This window comes from Saccharopolyspora oryzae, from assembly GCF_027853915.1.
Classification (GTDB): domain Bacteria; phylum Actinomycetota; class Actinomycetes; order Mycobacteriales; family Pseudonocardiaceae; genus Saccharopolyspora; species Saccharopolyspora oryzae.
Map to the genome: position 1 here is coordinate 1 of NZ_JAQGLA010000062.1, position 16,500 is coordinate 16,500.

The 16,500-nt window shown below is 71.0% G+C and carries 16 protein-coding genes and 1 pseudogene; 10 read left to right on the forward strand and 7 right to left on the reverse strand.

Annotation, left to right across the window (positions count from 1 at the left end; genetic code table 11):
• The first annotated feature begins 380 nt into the window (after window positions 1–380).
• Window positions 381–965, forward strand: a complete 585-nt coding sequence (locus OU415_RS27425) for a TetR/AcrR family transcriptional regulator (RefSeq protein ID WP_270952168.1) — start codon at window positions 381–383, stop codon at window positions 963–965.
• On the opposite strand, the gene OU415_RS27430 is transcribed toward OU415_RS27425, so the two are convergent.
• From OU415_RS27430 to OU415_RS27440, 3 genes are read right to left on the reverse strand one after another with little or no spacing between them, the layout of a single operon-like run.
• A complete protein-coding gene (locus OU415_RS27430) occupies window positions 953–2,686 on the reverse strand; it encodes an ABC transporter ATP-binding protein (RefSeq protein WP_270952169.1) in 1,734 nt (577 codons plus the stop codon). The two genes, OU415_RS27425 and OU415_RS27430, sit on opposite strands and share 13 nt — an antisense overlap.
• A complete protein-coding gene (locus OU415_RS27435; protein ID WP_270952170.1) occupies window positions 2,683–4,242 on the reverse strand; it encodes an ABC transporter transmembrane domain-containing protein in 1,560 nt (519 codons plus the stop codon). The genes OU415_RS27430 and OU415_RS27435 overlap by 4 nt, the downstream gene beginning before the upstream one ends.
• 54 nt (window positions 4,243–4,296) lie before the next feature.
• Window positions 4,297–4,563, reverse strand: coding sequence for a hypothetical protein (locus tag OU415_RS27440; RefSeq protein WP_270952172.1), 267 nt, complete (start codon window positions 4,561–4,563; stop codon window positions 4,297–4,299).
• 262 nt (window positions 4,564–4,825) lie between these two features.
• Here OU415_RS27440 and OU415_RS27445 point away from each other — a divergent pair.
• The 3 genes and pseudogenes from OU415_RS27445 to purB form a co-directional block, all read left to right on the forward strand.
• Window positions 4,826–5,335, forward strand: a pseudogene (locus OU415_RS27445) (RNA polymerase sigma factor); the annotation flags it as partial.
• Window positions 5,336–5,626: 291 nt separating this feature from the next.
• On the forward strand, window positions 5,627–5,950 hold the full coding sequence (locus tag OU415_RS27450; protein ID WP_270952228.1) for a hypothetical protein: 324 nt from the start codon (window positions 5,627–5,629) through the stop codon (window positions 5,948–5,950).
• Between the two features lie 171 nt (window positions 5,951–6,121).
• Window positions 6,122–7,555: an adenylosuccinate lyase gene (gene purB, locus OU415_RS27455; protein ID WP_270952174.1), complete on the forward strand. Its 1,434-nt coding sequence runs from the start codon at window positions 6,122–6,124 to the stop codon at window positions 7,553–7,555.
• A gap of 37 nt (window positions 7,556–7,592) precedes the next feature.
• Here purB and OU415_RS27460 read toward each other — a convergent pair whose 3' ends face one another.
• The gene (locus OU415_RS27460) at window positions 7,593–8,243 is read right to left on the reverse strand and encodes a TenA family protein (protein WP_270952176.1); all 651 of its coding nucleotides are present in this window, start codon (window positions 8,241–8,243) and stop codon (window positions 7,593–7,595) included.
• 71 nt (window positions 8,244–8,314) lie between these two features.
• Here OU415_RS27460 and OU415_RS27465 point away from each other — a divergent pair, with 71 nt between their 5' ends.
• The 3 genes from OU415_RS27465 (at window position 8,315) to OU415_RS27475 (ending at window position 10,731) form a co-directional block, all read left to right on the forward strand.
• On the forward strand, window positions 8,315–9,208 hold the full coding sequence (locus OU415_RS27465) for a phosphoribosylaminoimidazolesuccinocarboxamide synthase (RefSeq protein WP_270952178.1): 894 nt from the start codon (window positions 8,315–8,317) through the stop codon (window positions 9,206–9,208).
• A 315-nt stretch (window positions 9,209–9,523) separates the two neighbouring features.
• Window positions 9,524–10,207 (forward strand): DUF2334 domain-containing protein, encoded by a 684-nt coding sequence (locus OU415_RS27470; RefSeq protein WP_270952179.1) that lies wholly within the window; start codon window positions 9,524–9,526, stop codon window positions 10,205–10,207.
• Window positions 10,204–10,731 carry a hypothetical protein gene (locus OU415_RS27475; protein WP_270952180.1) on the forward strand — a complete coding sequence of 176 codons (528 nt, stop codon included), beginning with the start codon at window positions 10,204–10,206 and terminating at the stop codon, window positions 10,729–10,731. Before OU415_RS27470 ends, OU415_RS27475 begins: the two co-directional genes overlap by 4 nt.
• Window positions 10,732–10,830: 99 nt before the next feature.
• Here the strand turns inward: OU415_RS27475 and OU415_RS27480 are convergent, their stop codons facing one another.
• The 3 genes from OU415_RS27480 to OU415_RS27490 form a co-directional block, all read right to left on the reverse strand.
• Window positions 10,831–11,466, reverse strand: coding sequence for an MBL fold metallo-hydrolase (locus tag OU415_RS27480; RefSeq protein WP_270952182.1), 636 nt, complete (start codon window positions 11,464–11,466; stop codon window positions 10,831–10,833).
• 48 nt (window positions 11,467–11,514) lie between these two features.
• Window positions 11,515–12,504 carry an NAD-dependent epimerase/dehydratase family protein gene (locus OU415_RS27485; RefSeq protein WP_270952183.1) on the reverse strand — a complete coding sequence of 330 codons (990 nt, stop codon included), beginning with the start codon at window positions 12,502–12,504 and terminating at the stop codon, window positions 11,515–11,517.
• A gap of 109 nt (window positions 12,505–12,613) precedes the next feature.
• Window positions 12,614–13,012 (reverse strand): hypothetical protein, encoded by a 399-nt coding sequence (locus OU415_RS27490; RefSeq protein ID WP_270952184.1) that lies wholly within the window; start codon window positions 13,010–13,012, stop codon window positions 12,614–12,616.
• Between the two features lie 260 nt (window positions 13,013–13,272).
• On the opposite strand from OU415_RS27490, the gene purS reads away from it, so the two are divergent.
• From purS to purL, 3 genes are read left to right on the forward strand one after another with little or no spacing between them, the layout of a single operon-like run.
• Complete coding sequence (purS, locus tag OU415_RS27495) at window positions 13,273–13,512, forward strand: phosphoribosylformylglycinamidine synthase subunit PurS (protein WP_270952185.1); 240 nt, start codon at window positions 13,273–13,275, stop codon at window positions 13,510–13,512.
• Complete coding sequence (gene purQ / locus OU415_RS27500; protein ID WP_270952186.1) at window positions 13,509–14,186, forward strand: phosphoribosylformylglycinamidine synthase subunit PurQ; 678 nt, start codon at window positions 13,509–13,511, stop codon at window positions 14,184–14,186. Before purS ends, purQ begins: the two co-directional genes overlap by 4 nt.
• The gene (gene purL, locus OU415_RS27505; RefSeq protein ID WP_270952187.1) at window positions 14,183–16,498 is read left to right on the forward strand and encodes a phosphoribosylformylglycinamidine synthase subunit PurL; all 2,316 of its coding nucleotides are present in this window, start codon (window positions 14,183–14,185) and stop codon (window positions 16,496–16,498) included. The genes purQ and purL overlap by 4 nt, the downstream gene beginning before the upstream one ends.
• Window positions 16,499–16,500 lie beyond the last annotated feature (2 nt).

Consider the following 16,500-nt stretch of genomic DNA (forward strand, 5'->3'; position numbering starts at 1 on the left):
GCCCTGATCTGCCTGGCCCGACGACGCTGCGACGTCCTGTTCGCCATGCTCAAAAACAAGACCCACTACCAGCCAACCCGACCCACGGCGCCCCCAGCAGCCGCTTGACAAAACCATAGGAACACCCCCCCGGCGTTGGACCACAGTTTCAATTGAAACTGCGGTTCCCCGGCGTGTCGGGACTCCGGTGTGTCGGGATCCGACATGCCGACGGTTGTGGACAGGTTCCGGGTCCTGTGGAGAACTTCCGCAAATTCAATGGAAATTGGACATCCAATTTCCATTGAATTTGCGGATCCACCGGCACGAACGGGGGAGCTGGGGGTTCGGGGCGTCGGGGTTGGCGGGTGGTGGAGTTGGGGAGCTTAGGATCGGCAGGCATGACAGCGGCCAGTACTCCGAAGGGCGAGCGGCGGCGGCAGGCGTTGGTGGTGGCCGCCGCGGAACTGCTCGCCGAGGGCGGCTTCGAGGCCGTCCGCCACCGCGCGGTCGCCGAGCGCGCCGGACTGCCGCTGGCCTCCACGACCTACTACTTCTCCTCGCTGGACGACCTGGTCAGCGCCGCGGTGGAGTACGAGGGGCGGCACGAGCTCGAGGTGGGCCGGGCCCGCCTGGACGAGCTCGCCGAACAACCCCGCAGCACCGACGCGGTGATCGAACTGCTGCTGGACCTGCTGCTGGGCATCGACTCGCGGGACGGCGGAGCCGACGTGGTGCTGCTGCGCTACGAGCGGCTGGTCGGCTCGCCCCGCCGCCCCTACCTCGCGCCGCTGATGCGGGAGCTCAGCGCGGAGCTGCACGACCTGCTCGCGGAGATCTTCGCCCGCAGCGGCATGGAGGTCGGCCGGGACCGCCTGCTCGAGCTGATCGCCCTGGTCGACGGCGCCGTGGTCAACGCCCTGATCGCGAGCAATCCCGATCCGCGCGGCGCCGCCCGCGGGATGCTGCGCTCTCAGCTCGGCTGACCCACCCGGCACAGCTCGGCGTAGGAGCCACCGGCGGCGATCAGCTCGGCGTGGCTGCCGAGCTCCACGATGCGCCCGTCCGCCATCACCGCGACCCGGTCGGCGTTGCGCGCGCTGTGCAGCCGGTGCGCGATGGCGATCACCGTCCGGCCGTCCAGCAACGTGGCCAGCGCCTGCTCCAGCTCCCGCGAGGTGGCGTTGTCCAGCAACGACGTCGCCTCGTCCAGCACCACCGTGTGCGGGTCGGCCAGCAGCACCCGGGCCAGCGCGAGCTGCTGCGCCCGCGACGCCGGAACCGGGTGGCCGCCCGAGCCGAGCACCGTGTCCAGCTCCGCGGGCAGGGACCGCAGCCACTCCAGCAGGCCCACCGATTTCAGCGCGTCCACCAGCTCGTCGTCGGTGAACTCGCGGTCCGGCAACGCCAGGTTCTCCCGGAGCGTGCAGGCGAAGACGTGCTGTTCCTGGGTCAGCAGCACCACTTCGCGGCGCAGCTGCTCGGTCGGCAGGTCGGCGATCTCGGTGCGCCCGAAGGCGACCGAACCGGAGTCCGGTCGGCTGATCCCGGCGATCAACCGGCCCAGCGTGGACTTCCCGGCCCCGGACGGCCCGACCACGACCAGCCGCTCCCCGGCGGCCACGGTCAGGTCGACGCCGTGCAGCACCTCCCGGTCCGCGCGGTAGGAGAAGCGCACGTCGCGGATGACCAGCTCGCGCGACCCGTCCACCTCCTGCGGCGGGGTGTCGGCGGTCGGCGCCTGCTGGACGCCGAGGATCCGCTGCAGCGCGGTGTACCCGGTCTGCAGCTCCTCCAGCCACATGAACAGCTCGTCGAACGGGTTCGACATCGCCTGGGCGTAGAGCACCACGGTGATCACGGTGCCGAGCTCGACAGACCCGTTCCAGTACGCCCAGCCACCGATCAGCAGGATCGCGCCGATCGGCAGCACGTACGACAGCTGCAGGCAGGGCAACCAGACGGTCAGCAGGTACCGGTGCCGGTACTCGGCGTCCAGCGCCTGGCCGAGCGCCTGCTCGTTGCGCGCGATGCGGCGCTCCCCCAGCCGGAGCGCGGCGACGGTGCGCGCGCCCTCGACGGATTCGTGCGTGCTGGACTGGACTTCCGCCCAACCGGCCATGATCCGGCGCAGCGTCGGCAGGGACCGCGGGTAGTACCAGCGGGTGCTCAGCACCATCAGCGGCACGGCGACGAGCATCCCGCAGGCCAGCAGCGGCGAGGTGAGCAGCATCGCGGTGCCGGTCAGCAGCACGGTGATCAGCGCGGTGGTGATCTCCGGTGCGGCGCTGCGGATCGTGTAGTCCAGCCGGTCGACGTCGGTGGTGGCGCGGCTGAGCAGGTCGCCGGTGCCGGCGGATTCGACCGCGCCCAGCGGCAGCCGCAGCGCGTGCCCGACCATGCCTTCGCGGGACTCGGCCAGCAGGTGCTCGCCGAGCAGCGTCGCGCGCATCCGCGCGGCCCGGATCAGCAGCGCGTTCACCACGAGCACCACGAGGAACGCCCCGGCCAGCAGGTCGATTCGCTCCGACGTGGTGCCGGCGGCGACCGCGTCGACGAGCGCGCCGAGGATCTGCGGGCCGAGCAGGCCGACCACCGTGGCCAGCCCGAACAGCAGCATCATCGCGGCGAACCGGCCGCGGTGCGCTCGGAGCGTCTGCCACGCCCAGCGCCGGACCGTGCGCCCATCGGCCAACGGCAGCTTCACTTCTCCGCCCCCAAGTCCAGCGCCCGGTCCGCCACCGCTGTCCAGAGTGGACTCTGGCTGAGCACGATCGTGGTGCGACCGGTGCGGAATTCCTTGACCCGCTCGGCGATCCGCGCCTCGGTGTGCGCGTCGACCGCCGACGTCGGCTCGTCCAGGATCAGCACGTCGGCGTCCGCGCACAGGGCGCGGGCCAGCAGCAACCGCTGCCGCTGACCGCCGGAGAGCGAGCGGCCCCGCTCGTCCAGCACGCCGTCGTCGGGCAGCGCGGCCAGCACGTCGTGCGCGTCCGCGGCGTGCAGCGCAGCTTCCAGGTCCACGCCGTTGCCGAGGTCGACCTCGGCGAGGACGGGGCCGGCGAACAGCTGGTCCTGGTTGTGCGCCAACAAGATCCGCTGCCGGACCTCGTCGGGCTCGACCGCCCGCAGCGGCACGTCACCGGCCCGCGACTGCCAGGCCAGCCGCTCGGCCACGGCGTCGACCTGCTCCCCGGCGTCGATCACGGTCAGCTCGCCCGGGGCGATCCGCACCCCGCTGGCCTCGTCGAACAGCTCCAACGGTCCCGACGGCAGCGACTGCGGCCGATCCGGCGACGGCGGCTCGGGCTCCACTCGCAACAATGCCTGCGCGCGCCCGGCCGCGACCATCCCGGCGGCGAACGAGTAGGCGGCTTCAGACGCCGTGCGCACCGGGATCACCAGGAACGCCGAGACGCCGTAGAACGCGACCAGCTCGCCCACGCTGATCGTCCCGTCGAGCGCCAGCCGCGCTCCTAGCCAGGTCACCAGCACCGTCACCAGGCCCGGCAGCAGCACCTCGGCCCCGGCCAGCCACGCCTCGATCCGCCCGGCCGCCACTCCGGCGGCGCGCACCCGCTGGCTGGCTTCGGTGAACCGCGCGTGGAACCGGGGTTCTCCTCCGACGCCGCGCAGGATCCGCAGCCCGGACACGATGTCCGCCGCCTGCGCGCTGACCTGTCCCAACTGCTCCCGCTGGGCTTCCTCGCGACGGCGCAGCGGGCTCAGCAGCGGACCGATGCCGAGCGTCGCCAGCGGCACGCCGATGAGCACCACGACACCGAGGACCGGGGAGATCGACAGCAGCAGGACTGCCGCCACGACGAACGACACCAGCGAACCGGTAGCTCGTCCGACGACTTCGAACAGGTTGCCCACGCGGTAGATGTCCGAGGCGCCGATCGCGACCACCTCACCGGCGCGGACCTTGCGCGTCAGTACACCGCCGAGCTGCGTCACGTGCGCCAGCACGAGGCGCTGCGATCCCGCCGCGCCGTGCAGCCAGATCGAGTGCGCTCCCCAGTGCAGGAAAGCCGCCGCGATCATCTGCGCGACGCCGAGCCCGAGCGCGGCCAGCACCCAGCCCACCAGCGCGCCGACGTCGTGCGGGCGGATACCCGCGTCGACCGCGGAACCGATGACCAGCGGCATCAGCGCCGTCGGCAGCATCCAGAGCGAGCCCGCGACGGTGCAGAGCAGCAGCAGTCCCGGCCGTTTCATGAGCAGGGACCGCAGGAATCGGAAGGAACTCGTGGCAGCCATGGCTCGACCGACGGTAGCCCGCGGCGAGTCCGATGGCGATCGATTTTTCCGGTTTCAGAAGTCCCAGGTGGTTTCCGCGAAGTCGGCTTCTGCGACGCGCTCGGCGCAGGTCGGGCACTTGTCGGTGATCTTCGCCGAACGCGGGTCGCGGCCGATCGGCGTCGGCTGCGGGATCTTCAGCTCGGTCGCGCACAAAGCGGGAACGGCCTGCCCGGCATATACCGCGCCGGGTCGCATGATCGTGGCGTGGCGCTGGGCCAATCCCATTCCGACGATCCAGAAGACGTCTTGCCGGTCGCCGTCGTACTCGTCGATGTCCATCGTGCTGCGCCTCACTCCTCAACCGTTGCGGACCAACGATATTGGGCGCGACATCCCGGATACCACCACCACCCGTGTCATTGAGCTCCGCTTAAGGGGGCGCGCATCCCGGCTTTCCCGCTCGGTTGGGGAAACACCTGGTCGAACCGGGGTGGAGCAACCCGTTTCGCGCTGCGGCGTCTTGAACGGGTGATCGACGGTGCAACCGCGCTGGGGGCGGCCGCGTATGGAGCGGCGGTAGCGCGGAAAGGGGACGAGTTCTATGCGGGCCGAACAGGAACGGGCGTTCCGCGAGTTCGCCGGGGAACGCGCGCTGTGGCTGCGCCGTTCGGCGTACCTGCTGTGCGGGGACTGGCACCTCGCCGAGGACCTCGTGCAGACCACACTGCTCAAGCTCTACCGCGCTTGGCGCCGCGTGGACATGTCCACAGTGGACGCGTATGCGCGGAGGTCTCTGCTGCGGGTGTGGCTGGACGAACGCCGCCGCCCGTGGCGTCGTGCCGAGAGCCGAGGCGAAGTGCCGGAAGTCGTTGACAGCGCGGCAGATCCGTCCGAAGTCGGCCGACGCGCATAGCACCGCGATGCAGTGTTGAACGCGTTGCGCCAGGTCCCACCGCCGCAGCGCGCGGTGCTCGTCCTGCGCTACTGGGAGGACCTGCCGACGGCCGAAGTCGCCGCCGCGCTCCGGTGTTCCGAAGGCACGGTCAAGAGCCAGGCGTCGCGCGGGTTGCAGAACCTGCGCGCCGCGCTCGCCGAGTCCGATCCGGACTTGGCCCGCCGACGTCCCGGACGTCCAGTGGCCGCCGGTCGGTGCCACGCCTCCCTCGCACAGCCCCGAGGAGATCGACCGGATCGCGACCGGCCTGCAGCAGCACGCGCAGGAGGTCTTCCCCGGCGCGGTGACGAACAAGCCGCAGCTGTTCGACGACAACATCCTCCTCGGCGACACCCAGTGCGTTTCAGCTGGTCAGGTCCCGTGAGTCTTTTGGGCTGCCATAGCCGCCCAAAAGACTCACGGTGCCTGAGCAGGCAAAACGTCAGCGTCGCGGAGGACCGCACGGCGGTGACCTACCAGTACAACGCGCCGGGCATCGTGCAGCACTCGCCGGAGCAGGCGTGCGAGCAGGAGGACCTCGGGTTCTGCGAAGGCTCCGTGCTCGACGACGGTTCGGTGCTGCTGCACCAGGTCCGCCAGCCCGACGGCGATCCGTTCACGTCGGCCACGTCGACGCACTACATGCTCGACGGCAGCGTCACGATGATCACCGCCTACAACTACGACCCGATCCTCGACGACCAGAAGGACCCGAAGTCGCGCCCCGAGGTCGCCGTCCCGTTCGAGCAGCTCGACGTCCTCGCCCTGGACCCGGAGCTCGCTCTGCGCTGATGGACGCGCCGGGGCGCCTCCCCGGCGCGTGCGGTGGCGGTTTCGTCCGGGAATCGCCGCTCGGCGAGGCGCGGGGTGCGGTGGTCTCGCCGCGCCCCGCGCCGCCACGCGCAGTCGGGAGGTGCCCTCGGCAGGGCGGGTCGAACTCGTGCGCCGGTATCCTGGCTGCTCGTGACGGTCAAGCCCAGCATTCCGAACGTCCTCGCCGCCCGCTACGCCTCGCCCGCACTGGTCGAGCTGTGGTCGCCGCAGCAGAAGATCATCCTCGAGCGCCGGCTGTGGCTCGCCGTGCTGCGCGCTCAGGCCGACCTCGGCATCGAGGTGCCCGAGTCGGCGCTGGCCGACTACGAGCGGGTCCTGGAGCAGGTCGATCTGGACTCCATCGCCGCCCGCGAGCGGGTCACCAGGCACGACGTGAAGGCCCGCATCGAGGAGTTCAACGCCCTCGCCGGCCACGAGCAGATCCACAAGGGCATGACCTCGCGGGATCTGACCGAGAACGTCGAGCAGCTGCAGATCCGCCGCAGCCTGGAGCTGGTGCGCGACCGCACCGTCGCCGTCCTGGCGCGGCTGGGGCAGCTCGCCGCCGAGCACGCCGAGCTGGTCATGGCCGGCCGCTCGCACAACGTCGCCGCCCAGGCGACCACCCTCGGCAAGCGCTTCGCGACCGCCGCCGACGAGCTGCTGGTCGGCTTCAACCGGCTCGAGGAGCTGCTCGCCCGCTACCCGCTGCGCGGCATCAAGGGCCCGGTCGGCACCGCGCAGGACATGCTGGACCTGCTCGGCGGCGACGCCGAGAAGCTCACCGAGCTGGAGCGCCGCGTCGCCGGGCACCTGGGCTTCGGCCGCACGCTGACCAGCGTCGGCCAGGTCTACCCGCGCTCGCTGGACTTCGAGGTGCTGACCGCGCTGGCGCAGCTGGCCGCCGCGCCGTCCAACGTGGCCACCACGATCCGGCTGATGGCCGGGCACGAGCTGGTCACCGAGGGCTTCAAGCCCGGCCAGGTCGGCTCCAGCGCGATGCCGCACAAGATGAACACCCGGTCCTGCGAGCGGGTCAACGGCCTCGCGGTGATCCTGCGCGGCTACGTCTCGATGACCGGCGAGCTGGCCGGCGACCAGTGGAACGAGGGCGACGTGTCCTGCTCCGTGGTCCGCCGGGTGGCGCTGCCAGACGCGTTCTTCGCCTTCGACGGCCTGCTCGAGACCTTCCTGACCGTGCTCGACGAGTTCGGCGCGTTCCCGGCCGTGGTGGCCCGTGAACTGGACCGCTACCTGCCGTTCCTGGCGACCACGAAGGTCCTGATGGCCGCGGTGCAGGCCGGCGTCGGCCGGGAGACCGCGCACGAGGCGATCAAGGAGAACGCGGTCGCCGTCGCGCTGGCGATGCGCGAGCAGGGCGCCGAGCGCAACGACCTGCTGGACCGCCTGGCCGCCGACGACCGCCTGCCGCTGAGCCGCGAGCAGCTGGACGCGCTGCTCGCGGACCGCCTGGCGTTCACCGGCGCGGCAGCGGCCCAGGTCCAGGACGTGGTGTCCCAGATCGGGGCGATCACGGCCCGCTACCCGGAGGCCGCGGCCTACCGCCCCGCCGACATCCTCTGACCACCGGCCTGACCTGGGGTTCCTCGGGAGCCCCAGGTCAGCGCCAGTGGGCGTTGAAGAAGTCCAGCTCGCAGCGGGTCGCCTGCTGGAACAGGCGCAGGCAGCGGGCCCGGTCGCGCTCGTCCAGCTCCGCGCCCACCCGGTCGAGCTCGCCGCGCAGCCACCGCACCCACGCCCGGAAGTCCGGGCTGTTGTGCAGCGTGATCCACTCCGCGTGCACGAAGTTCTCCGGCAGCGCGCTCGGCGCGCGCATCGCCCACTCCAGGTAGGACCACTCCGCGACGGTCAGCACCGTCAGGACCTCCGCGTAGCTGCCGCGGGCGTTGGTGTCCTGCATCAGCTCCCGGAACGCCTTCGTCGCCTCGTCCAGCTCCGGGCTCACCCGGTCGGACTCGCCGACCCCGAACGCGTCGAACGCGCGCTGGAAGTAGGTGTTCTCCTCGCTGGTGACGACCCTGATGCTGCCCGCGATCGCCAGCCGCGAGGCGTAGCGGTCGGCCTTGGCCACCCCGGACCCGAGCAGCGCCAGGAAGTCGTCCACGAACTGGTAGTCCTGCACCAGGTAGGAGCGCATCGAATCGATCGGCACCAGCCCGTCGAACAAGGCCTGCGTGAACGGGTGGGTGATGACCTCCGTCCACTCGGGCTCGCTGCGCTGGCGGAGCCAGTCGGAGAATGTCTCGGTCAAGGAAGTCCTCCTGTGCGCTGAACTGCGGGCCGCCTGCGGGTGCGCGGCCCGGGGTGGGGGAGAATCCGCTCGTGGTTGCACTCGCCGATTACCCCCAGATCGCAGCGGGCAAGGTTCGCCAGCTGCACGCCGTCGACGACGAACACCTGCTGCTGGTCGCCTCCGATCGTCTCTCGGCGTACGACCACGTGCTGGACACGCCCATCCCGGACAAGGGTCGCGTGCTCACCGCGATGAGCGTGTACTGGTTCGAGCTGCTCGCCGACCTGGTGCCGAACCACCTGGTCAGCGCCGACGACCCGCGGATCCCCGGCGAGGTGCGCGGCCGCGCGCTGCTGGTGCGCCGACTGGAGATGCTGCCGGTGGAGTGCGTCGCGCGCGGCTACCTGACCGGATCCGGGCTGGCCGACTACCAGCGCACCGGCGCGGTGTGCGGCGTCGAGCTGCCGAGCGGGCTGGTCGAGGCCGCGAAGCTGCCGGAGCCGATCTTCACCCCGGCCACCAAGGCCGAGCTCGGCGACCACGACGAGAACATCAGCTTCGACGCGGTGGCCGCGCAGCTGGGCGCGGAGCGCGCCGAGCAGCTGCGCGAGGTGACGCTGCGGGTGTACGAGCGGGCGGCGGAGCACGCGCGCAGCCGCGGCGTGATCCTGGCCGACACCAAGTTCGAGTTCGGCCTGGCGCCCGACGGCACCCTGGTGCTGGGCGACGAGGTCCTGACCCCGGACTCGTCCCGCTACTGGCCGGCGGACGGCTACGAGCCCGGCCGGGTCCAGCCGTCGTTCGACAAGCAGTACGTCCGCAACTGGCTGACCTCCCCGGAGTCCGGCTGGGACCGGGCCTCCGACGTCCCCCCGCCGCCCCTCCCCGAGGACGTCCAGGCGGCGACCCGGGCCCGCTACGTCGAGGCCTACGAACGGATCACCGGCCGCTCCTTCGCCGACTGGCCCACCCCCGACGCCTGACCCGTCAACCCCGGCCTCCGCGAACCCGACCACGTATCGCCCGGCCGGGTGAGCCCGCTGCGGCGGGTCGGTCCGCAGTTTCAATTGAAACTGCGGACCCCACTCACGGCGGATCACAGTTTCAATTGAAACTGCGGTTTCGGCGGAGCCCGGAGTGCGGTGCGGAATCGCCCGGTCGGGGGAGGTTCCGGCGTGTCTTCGGGTTGGTGGGGTGGGGACTGCTGACAGTTGCGGCGTGGAGGTTCGCCGGATTTGTGCCGCGGGGACACCTCGTCGTCAGGTCGTGGACATCCGGACCCGGCGGAATGAGGCATCGTGAGCCCGCCGCTGGTGGTGTCGTTGTCCGGACTCGACGTCCAGGTGCTGGACCGGTGCGCCGATTTCGGCGCTGACCTGGACCAGCGCGCCGTCCCGCTGTCCCTGTTGATCGCGCCTCACCCGGCCCCGCACGCCGCAGTGCTCGACTGGGTCGCCGGGCGGATGGCCGCGCGCGACGCCGTGAGCCTGCACGGATTCGCCCGCGCCGCACCGGGTTTGCGATCCCGGCTCGCACCGGCCGCCGGGTTGCCGGCGCACGAGGCCGGGCTGCACCTAGTGGCCGCCGCCTCGATCCTCGAACGCCTGGGGCTGCGCACCAAGAGCTTCATCCCGCCGCGCTGGCTCGGTTCGCCGGGCACCATCACGGCCTTGCGGCGGCGCGGCTTCTCGGTGTGCGCGGACGCGGTGGCGGTCCGGGAGCTCGCGACCGGCCGGGTGCACCGCGGGCGCATCCGGGTGATCGGACCGGGCGAGCGCGCCGAGCCGTGGTGGTGCCGGGCGCTGGTGCTCGGGGCCGGGCGGGCAGCCCGCCGAGGACGTCCGGTGCGGCTCGCGGTGGACTCAGGTGTGCTGCGCAAACCCGCTGCGCGCCAAGCAGTTCTGGACGCCATCGACCTCGCCCTGCACCACGGCGCCCGCCCGGTCACCTACGCCTCGTTCGGCGTTCCCGGCGGCCTGTGAAGGTCGATGAGAATCTCTTCACCGGACCTTCAGGACCGCCTCACACCGGGCCGCGAATCTGGTTCTCGTCAAGGGAAGACCCCGAACGAGAGGCGACGACGATGCGGACCACGAAGCGGACCTGGCTCCTGACGGCTGCGGCGGCAGCGGTGCTCGCCCTCGGCGGCACGGGCGCGGCCCTGGCGAGCGCCTCGAACCCGGCCCCGATCCCGGCATCCCAGCCGCAGCCGCCGAACCCCGCCCAGGCGGCCCCCACCTGCATCGACGACGACCAGTTCGACGACCGCGACGACAACGACCGCGACGACGACCGGGACGACCAGCTCGATGATCGCTTCGACGACTGCGACGACCAGTTCGACCACGACGACAAGGTCGACCACGACGACCGCGACGACCGTGCTGACCACGACGACCGTGCTGACCACGACGACCGCGACGACCGTGCTGACCACGACGACCGTGCTGACCACGACGACCGCGACGACCACGGCCAGGACGACGCGGACGACCACGACGACTGACCGTCCGTTTCCGCTGGTCAGGTCACGTGAGTACTTTGGGGTGCTATAACGCCCCAAAGTACTCACGAGCCGCCACCTGCGAAAACGGGCGCTCGCGGGTCAGAGTGCGGTGGGGGTGCCCTTGGTGAGGACCTGGATCGCGGTGCCCTCCGGGCCGAGGTTCTCGAACATCCGGTAGTGCATCTGCGGCACGGCCAGCACCGCCTCGTGGATCGGGACCGCCGTTCGCGGGGCGACCGCGCGGAGGAAGTCGACCGCTTCGGAGAGCTTCAGCCACGGTGCCGCGGTCGGCAGGCCGAGGACGTCGATGCGCTGCTCGGGCACGAAGAACGAGTCGCCCGGGTGGTAGAAGGCGCCGTGGTCGACGAGGTAGCCGATGTTGTCGACCACCGGGATGTCCGGGTGGATCACCGCGTGCTCGCCGCCGACCACGGTGATCGCCGCGCCGCCGATCTCGATCGAGTCGCCGGGCCGCGCGGTGGTCGCCGACAGGCCGTGCTCCGCGACCGAGGCCGCCGAACCCGGGTCGACGACCAGGCGGGCGTTCGGGTTGGCCGCCAGCAGCGCGGGCAGCCGGTCCAGGTCGACGTGGTCGGCGTGCTGGTGGGTGATCAGCACGGCGTCCAGGTCGCGCAGCCCCTCGAAGTCCGCGGAGAACGTCCCCGGGTCGATCAGCAGCCGCGCCGACCCGGTTTCGACCAGCACGCAGGAGTGTCCGAAGTGGGTGATCTGCACGGTGTTCCTCCTCGAAAGACGTTTGCCGCGCGAACTACTCTCGCACGGTCACCAGGTCCGGTGCGGCAGCGCGCCGAGCAGTTCGGCTTCCTCGGCGGCGGTCAGCCCGGCCTTGCGCTCGCGGTCGGATCCCCGTTCCCGCTCGGTGGCCAGCGCTGCTGACACCGTCTCGGCCAGCGGCCGGATCTGCAGCCCGGCGGCCAGCGCGGGCGCGGCGTCGTGCGAGGCGAAGCCGTCCCAGCCGTCGGGGATCCAGAGCGGCAGCGACTTCGGCCCGCTCCAGCGCTGAGCTCCCGCCTCGGCGAGCGCTTCCGGCGCAACGGCCGCGAGCGAGGTGCCGGCCGGCGCGACGAGCTCGGCGATCTCCGCCAGCAGCGCACCCAGCGTGGTGACCGGCCCGATGCCGTCGAAGGTTCCGGCGAGGCCGCGCTCGGCGGCGGTGACGATCCAGGCGGCCAGGTCGCGCACGTCGATGTGCTGCGACGGGGCGTCCGGCGTGTCCGGCACGAGCACCTGCCCGCCGCGCGACATCCGCAGCGGCCAGTACCCGAACCGGTCGGACGGGTCGCCAGGCCCGGTGATCAGCCCGGGGCGCACCACGAACGCGCGTTCGCCCATCGCGTCCCGCACCGCGTTCTCGCAGGCCACCTTGATCCCGCCGTAGGACTCGGGAGTGCTGGTGTCGGCGGAGTCGGTGATCGGCTCGAGCAGCGGTCCATCAGTGCTCTGACCAGTGGTTTCGTTGTCCGAGTAGACGTTGATCGAGGACACGAACGTCCAGTGGCCGGCGTCGCCCAAGGTCTCCAGCGCCGAACGCACCCACTGGTAGTTCCGCGCGACGTCGACGACCGCGTCGAACTGCGACCCGGCCAGCGCCCCGAGGCCCTCCTCGCGGTCCACGACCACCAGCTCAGCACCCTCCGGTACACGCCCGCTCGCACCACGCGCTGCGCACACGACGTCGTGCCCGCGCTTCAGCGCTTCCGCGGCGACCGCGTGACCGACGAAGACAGTTCCGCCCAGAACCAAGATCCGCATGGCCCCACGCTTCCGGAAAACCGCGGGCGGGGCGACGGTTCTCGCTACCGGTGAACGCCCGTGAGCACTTTGGGCTGCCAGAGCGACCCAAAGTGCTCACGGGACCAGGTCAACCGGTGACGGTGATGGTCATCATCGGTCCGGCGCCGCCGCCGACGCGGGTGTGCACCGGGTACTCGCCGGGCGGCACGTCGGCGATGGTCGCTACCGCCTCCGCGACGCCGTCGCGGTCGGTGACCACCTCGGCCACGCCCTCGTCCGCTCCGACGGGGTGCTGGCCGTGGCGCACGAACGCAGGGGAGGAGATCCAGCTGACCCCCTCCAATCCGTGGTCGAGCCGCATGACCAGCGTGTTCCCCGCCCGGACCTGGGACTTGTCGGCGGTGAACCGCGGCTGTTCGGCGACCTGCGCCGAGCCGGTGGCAGGTGCGGCGGTGGCCGGGACGGTGGTGGTCAGCGCGAGTCCGGCGAACAGCGCCGCCCCCAGCAATGTCTTGATCGTGCGCATCGGAATGCGTTTCCCCTCAGTGTTCAGAACCGGGCACCTCCCCTAGGTGCCTGCTCTGTTAGACGCCGAACGGCATCAAAGGTTTAGACAAGTAGCGAAAATTGTGGCGCAAGACACATTAGCGGCGGTATGTGGTGAGCCACACCGCACCCAGCGCCCCTGCTGGAGTGGGTGAACTCGCAGCTCAGTTACGCTTCGCCCGTACTGCTGGCCATCCGCCGGATCCCGGCGGATCTGCACGGAAACCGGGAGCAGCACCCGTGGCCCGAGTCGTTGTCGACGTCATGCCGAAGCAGGAGATCCTGGACCCGCAGGGGCAGGCGGTGGCCAATGCGCTGCCGCGGCTCGGGTTCGAGGGGATCGCCGAAGTCCGCCAGGGTAAGCGTTTCGAGCTGGAGGTCGCCGACGACGTCGACGACGAGCAGCTGGCGAAGATCGCCGAAACGCTGCTCGCCAACCCGGTCATCGAGGACTGGACCGTCCGGCGGGTGGACTCGTGAGCGCGAAGATCGGCGTCGTCACCTTCCCCGGCACCCTCGATGACGTCGACGCCGCTCGCGCGGTGCGCCGCGCCGGTGCCGAATCCGTCTCGCTCTGGCACGCCGACCACGACCTCAAGGGCGTGGACGCGGTGGTCGTGCCGGGCGGGTTCTCCTACGGCGACTACCTGCGCTGCGGCGCGATCGCCAAGTTCGCCCCGGTGATGACCGAGGTGGTCGAAGCCGCCCGCAAGGGCATGCCGGTGCTCGGCGTGTGCAACGGCTTCCAGATCCTGTGCGAGTCCGGGCTGCTGCCCGGAGTGCTGACCCGCAACGCGGGCCTGCACTACGTCTGCCGCGACCAGTGGCTGAAGGTCGAGAACAACAGCAGCGCCTGGACCACCCGCTACGACGCGGGCGCCGAGCTGCTGATCCCGATCAAGCACGGTGAGGGCAACTACATGGCCGACCAGGCCGTCCTCGACGAGCTCGAGGGCGAGGGCCGGGTGCTGTTCCGCTACGCGGGCGAGAACCCGAACGGTTCTCAGCGCGGCATCGCGGGCATCACCGACGCGCGCGGTCGGGTCGCGGGCATGATGCCGCACCCGGAGCACGCGATCGACCCGCTGACCGGCCCCACCGACGACGGCCTCGGCATGTTCCTGTCCGTTCTGGATGCACTGGTGGCAGCATGACCAACTCTGTGAACGTGGACGTTGACGGTCGAACCGTCGAATTCGACACTGTCGAGAGCGCCAAGTCCACACCTCAGACCTCGCAGCCGTACCGCGAGCTCGGGCTGAAGGACGACGAGTATGCCCGGATCCGCGAGATCCTGGGGCGCCGTCCCACCGATGCCGAGCTCGCCATGTACTCGGTGATGTGGAGCGAGCACTGCTCCTACAAGTCGTCGAAGGTGCACCTGAAGTACTTCGGCGAGACCACCACCGACGAGATGCGCGAGAAGATGCTCGCGGGCATCGGCGAGAACGCCGGTGTGGTCGACATCGGCGACGGCTGGGCGGTGACGTTCAAGCTGGAGAGCCACAACCACCCGTCCTACGTCGAGCCCTACCAGGGCGCGGCGACCGGTGTCGGCGGCATCGTCCGCGACATCATGGCGATGGGTGCCCGCCCGGTCGCGGTGGCCGACCCGCTGCGCTTCGGCCCGGCCGATGCCGAGGACACCAAGCGCGTGCTGCCGGGCATCGTGGCCGGCGTCGGCGGCTACGGCAACTGCCTGGGCCTGCCGAACATCGGCGGCGAGGTCGTCTTCGACGAGTGCTACAGCGGGAACCCACTGGTCAACGCCATGTGCGTCGGCGTGATGAAGGTCGAGGACCTGCACCTGGCGCACGCCAGCGGCAAGGGCAACAAGATCATCCTGTTCGGTGCGCGCACCGGTCTGGACGGCATCGGCGGCGTGTCGGTGCTGGCCTCGGAGACCTTCGACGGCGACGAGAGCGGGACCGGCCGCAAGAAGCTGCCGAGCGTCCAGGTCGGCGACCCGTTCGCCGAGAAGGTGCTCATCGAGTGCTGCCTGGAGCTGTACCACGCGGGCCTGGTCGTGGGCATCCAGGACCTGGGCGGTGCGGGCCTGTCCTGCGCCACCTCCGAGCTGGCCTCGGCCGGTGACGGCGGCATGCGCGTCGACCTGGACCAGGTCCCGCTGCGCGCCACCGGCATGACGCCGGCCGAGATCCTCTCCAGCGAGTCGCAGGAGCGGATGTGCGCCGTGGTGGACCCGTCCAACGTGGACGCCTTCCTGGAGGTGTGCCGCAAGTGGGACGTCACCGCGACCGTCATCGGTGAGGTCACCGACGGCGAGAACCTCGAGATCTACTGGCACGGCGAGCTCGTGGTGGACGTGCCGCCGCGCACCGTCGCGCACGAGGGCCCGGTCTACGAGCGCCCGGTCGAGCGTCCCGCCGAGCAGGACCTGATCGCCGCGGACAGCGCGAGCACGCTGGCCCGTCCGTCCACTCCGGACGAGCTGCGGGAGACCATCCTGCGGATGGCGGCCTCGCCGAACTTGTGCTCCCGCGCGTGGGTCACCGACCAGTACGACCGCTACGTGCGCGGCAACACCGTGCTGGCGCAGCCGTCGGACGGCGGTGTGCTGCGCATCGACGAGGAGACCGGGCGCGGCATCGCGATCTCGACCGACTGCAACGCCCGCTACACCCGGCTCGACCCGTACACGGGCGCGCAGCTGGCGCTGGCCGAGGCCTACCGCAACGTGGCGACCACCGGTGCGACGCCGGTGGCGGTCACCAACTGCCTGAACTTCGGTTCGCCGGAGGACCCGGGCGTGATGTGGCAGTTCCAGCAGGCGGTGCGCGGCCTGGCCGACGCCTGCGCGGAGCTGGGCATCCCGGTGACCGGCGGCAACGTCAGCTTCTACAACCCGACCGGGCAGAAGGCGATCCTGCCGACGCCGGTGGTCGGCGTGCTGGGCACGATCGACGACGTCACCCGCCGCATCCCGACCGGCATCGGCGGCGAGGAGGGCGAGACGCTGCTGCTCCTCGGCGAGACGCGCGAGGAGTTCGGCGGTTCGGAGTGGGCGCGCGTGGTGCACGACCACCTCGGCGGTGTGCCGCCGAAGGTCGACCTGGCGCGCGAGAAGCTGCTGGCGGAGGTCCTGCTCGCGGGCTCCCGCGACGGCATGGTCTCGGCGGCGCACGACCTCTCCGAGGGCGGCCTGGCGCAGGCGCTGGTCGAGACGGCGCTGGTCGGCGAGTGCGGTGCCCGGGTGGTCCTGCCCGAGGGCGCGGACCCGTTCGTCTGGCTGTTCTCCGAGTCCGCGGGTCGCGTCCTGGTGGCGGTCCCGCGCTCCGAGGAGGTCCGCTTCACCGACATGTGCACCGCGCGCGGTCTGCCGTGGTCCAAGGTCGGTGTCGCCGACGCGGGCGAGAAGTCCCTGGACATCCAGGACGTCGCGAACATCCCGCTCGACGAGCTCCGCGAGGCCTGGGAAGGCACCCTGCCGAAGCTGTTCGGCTGATC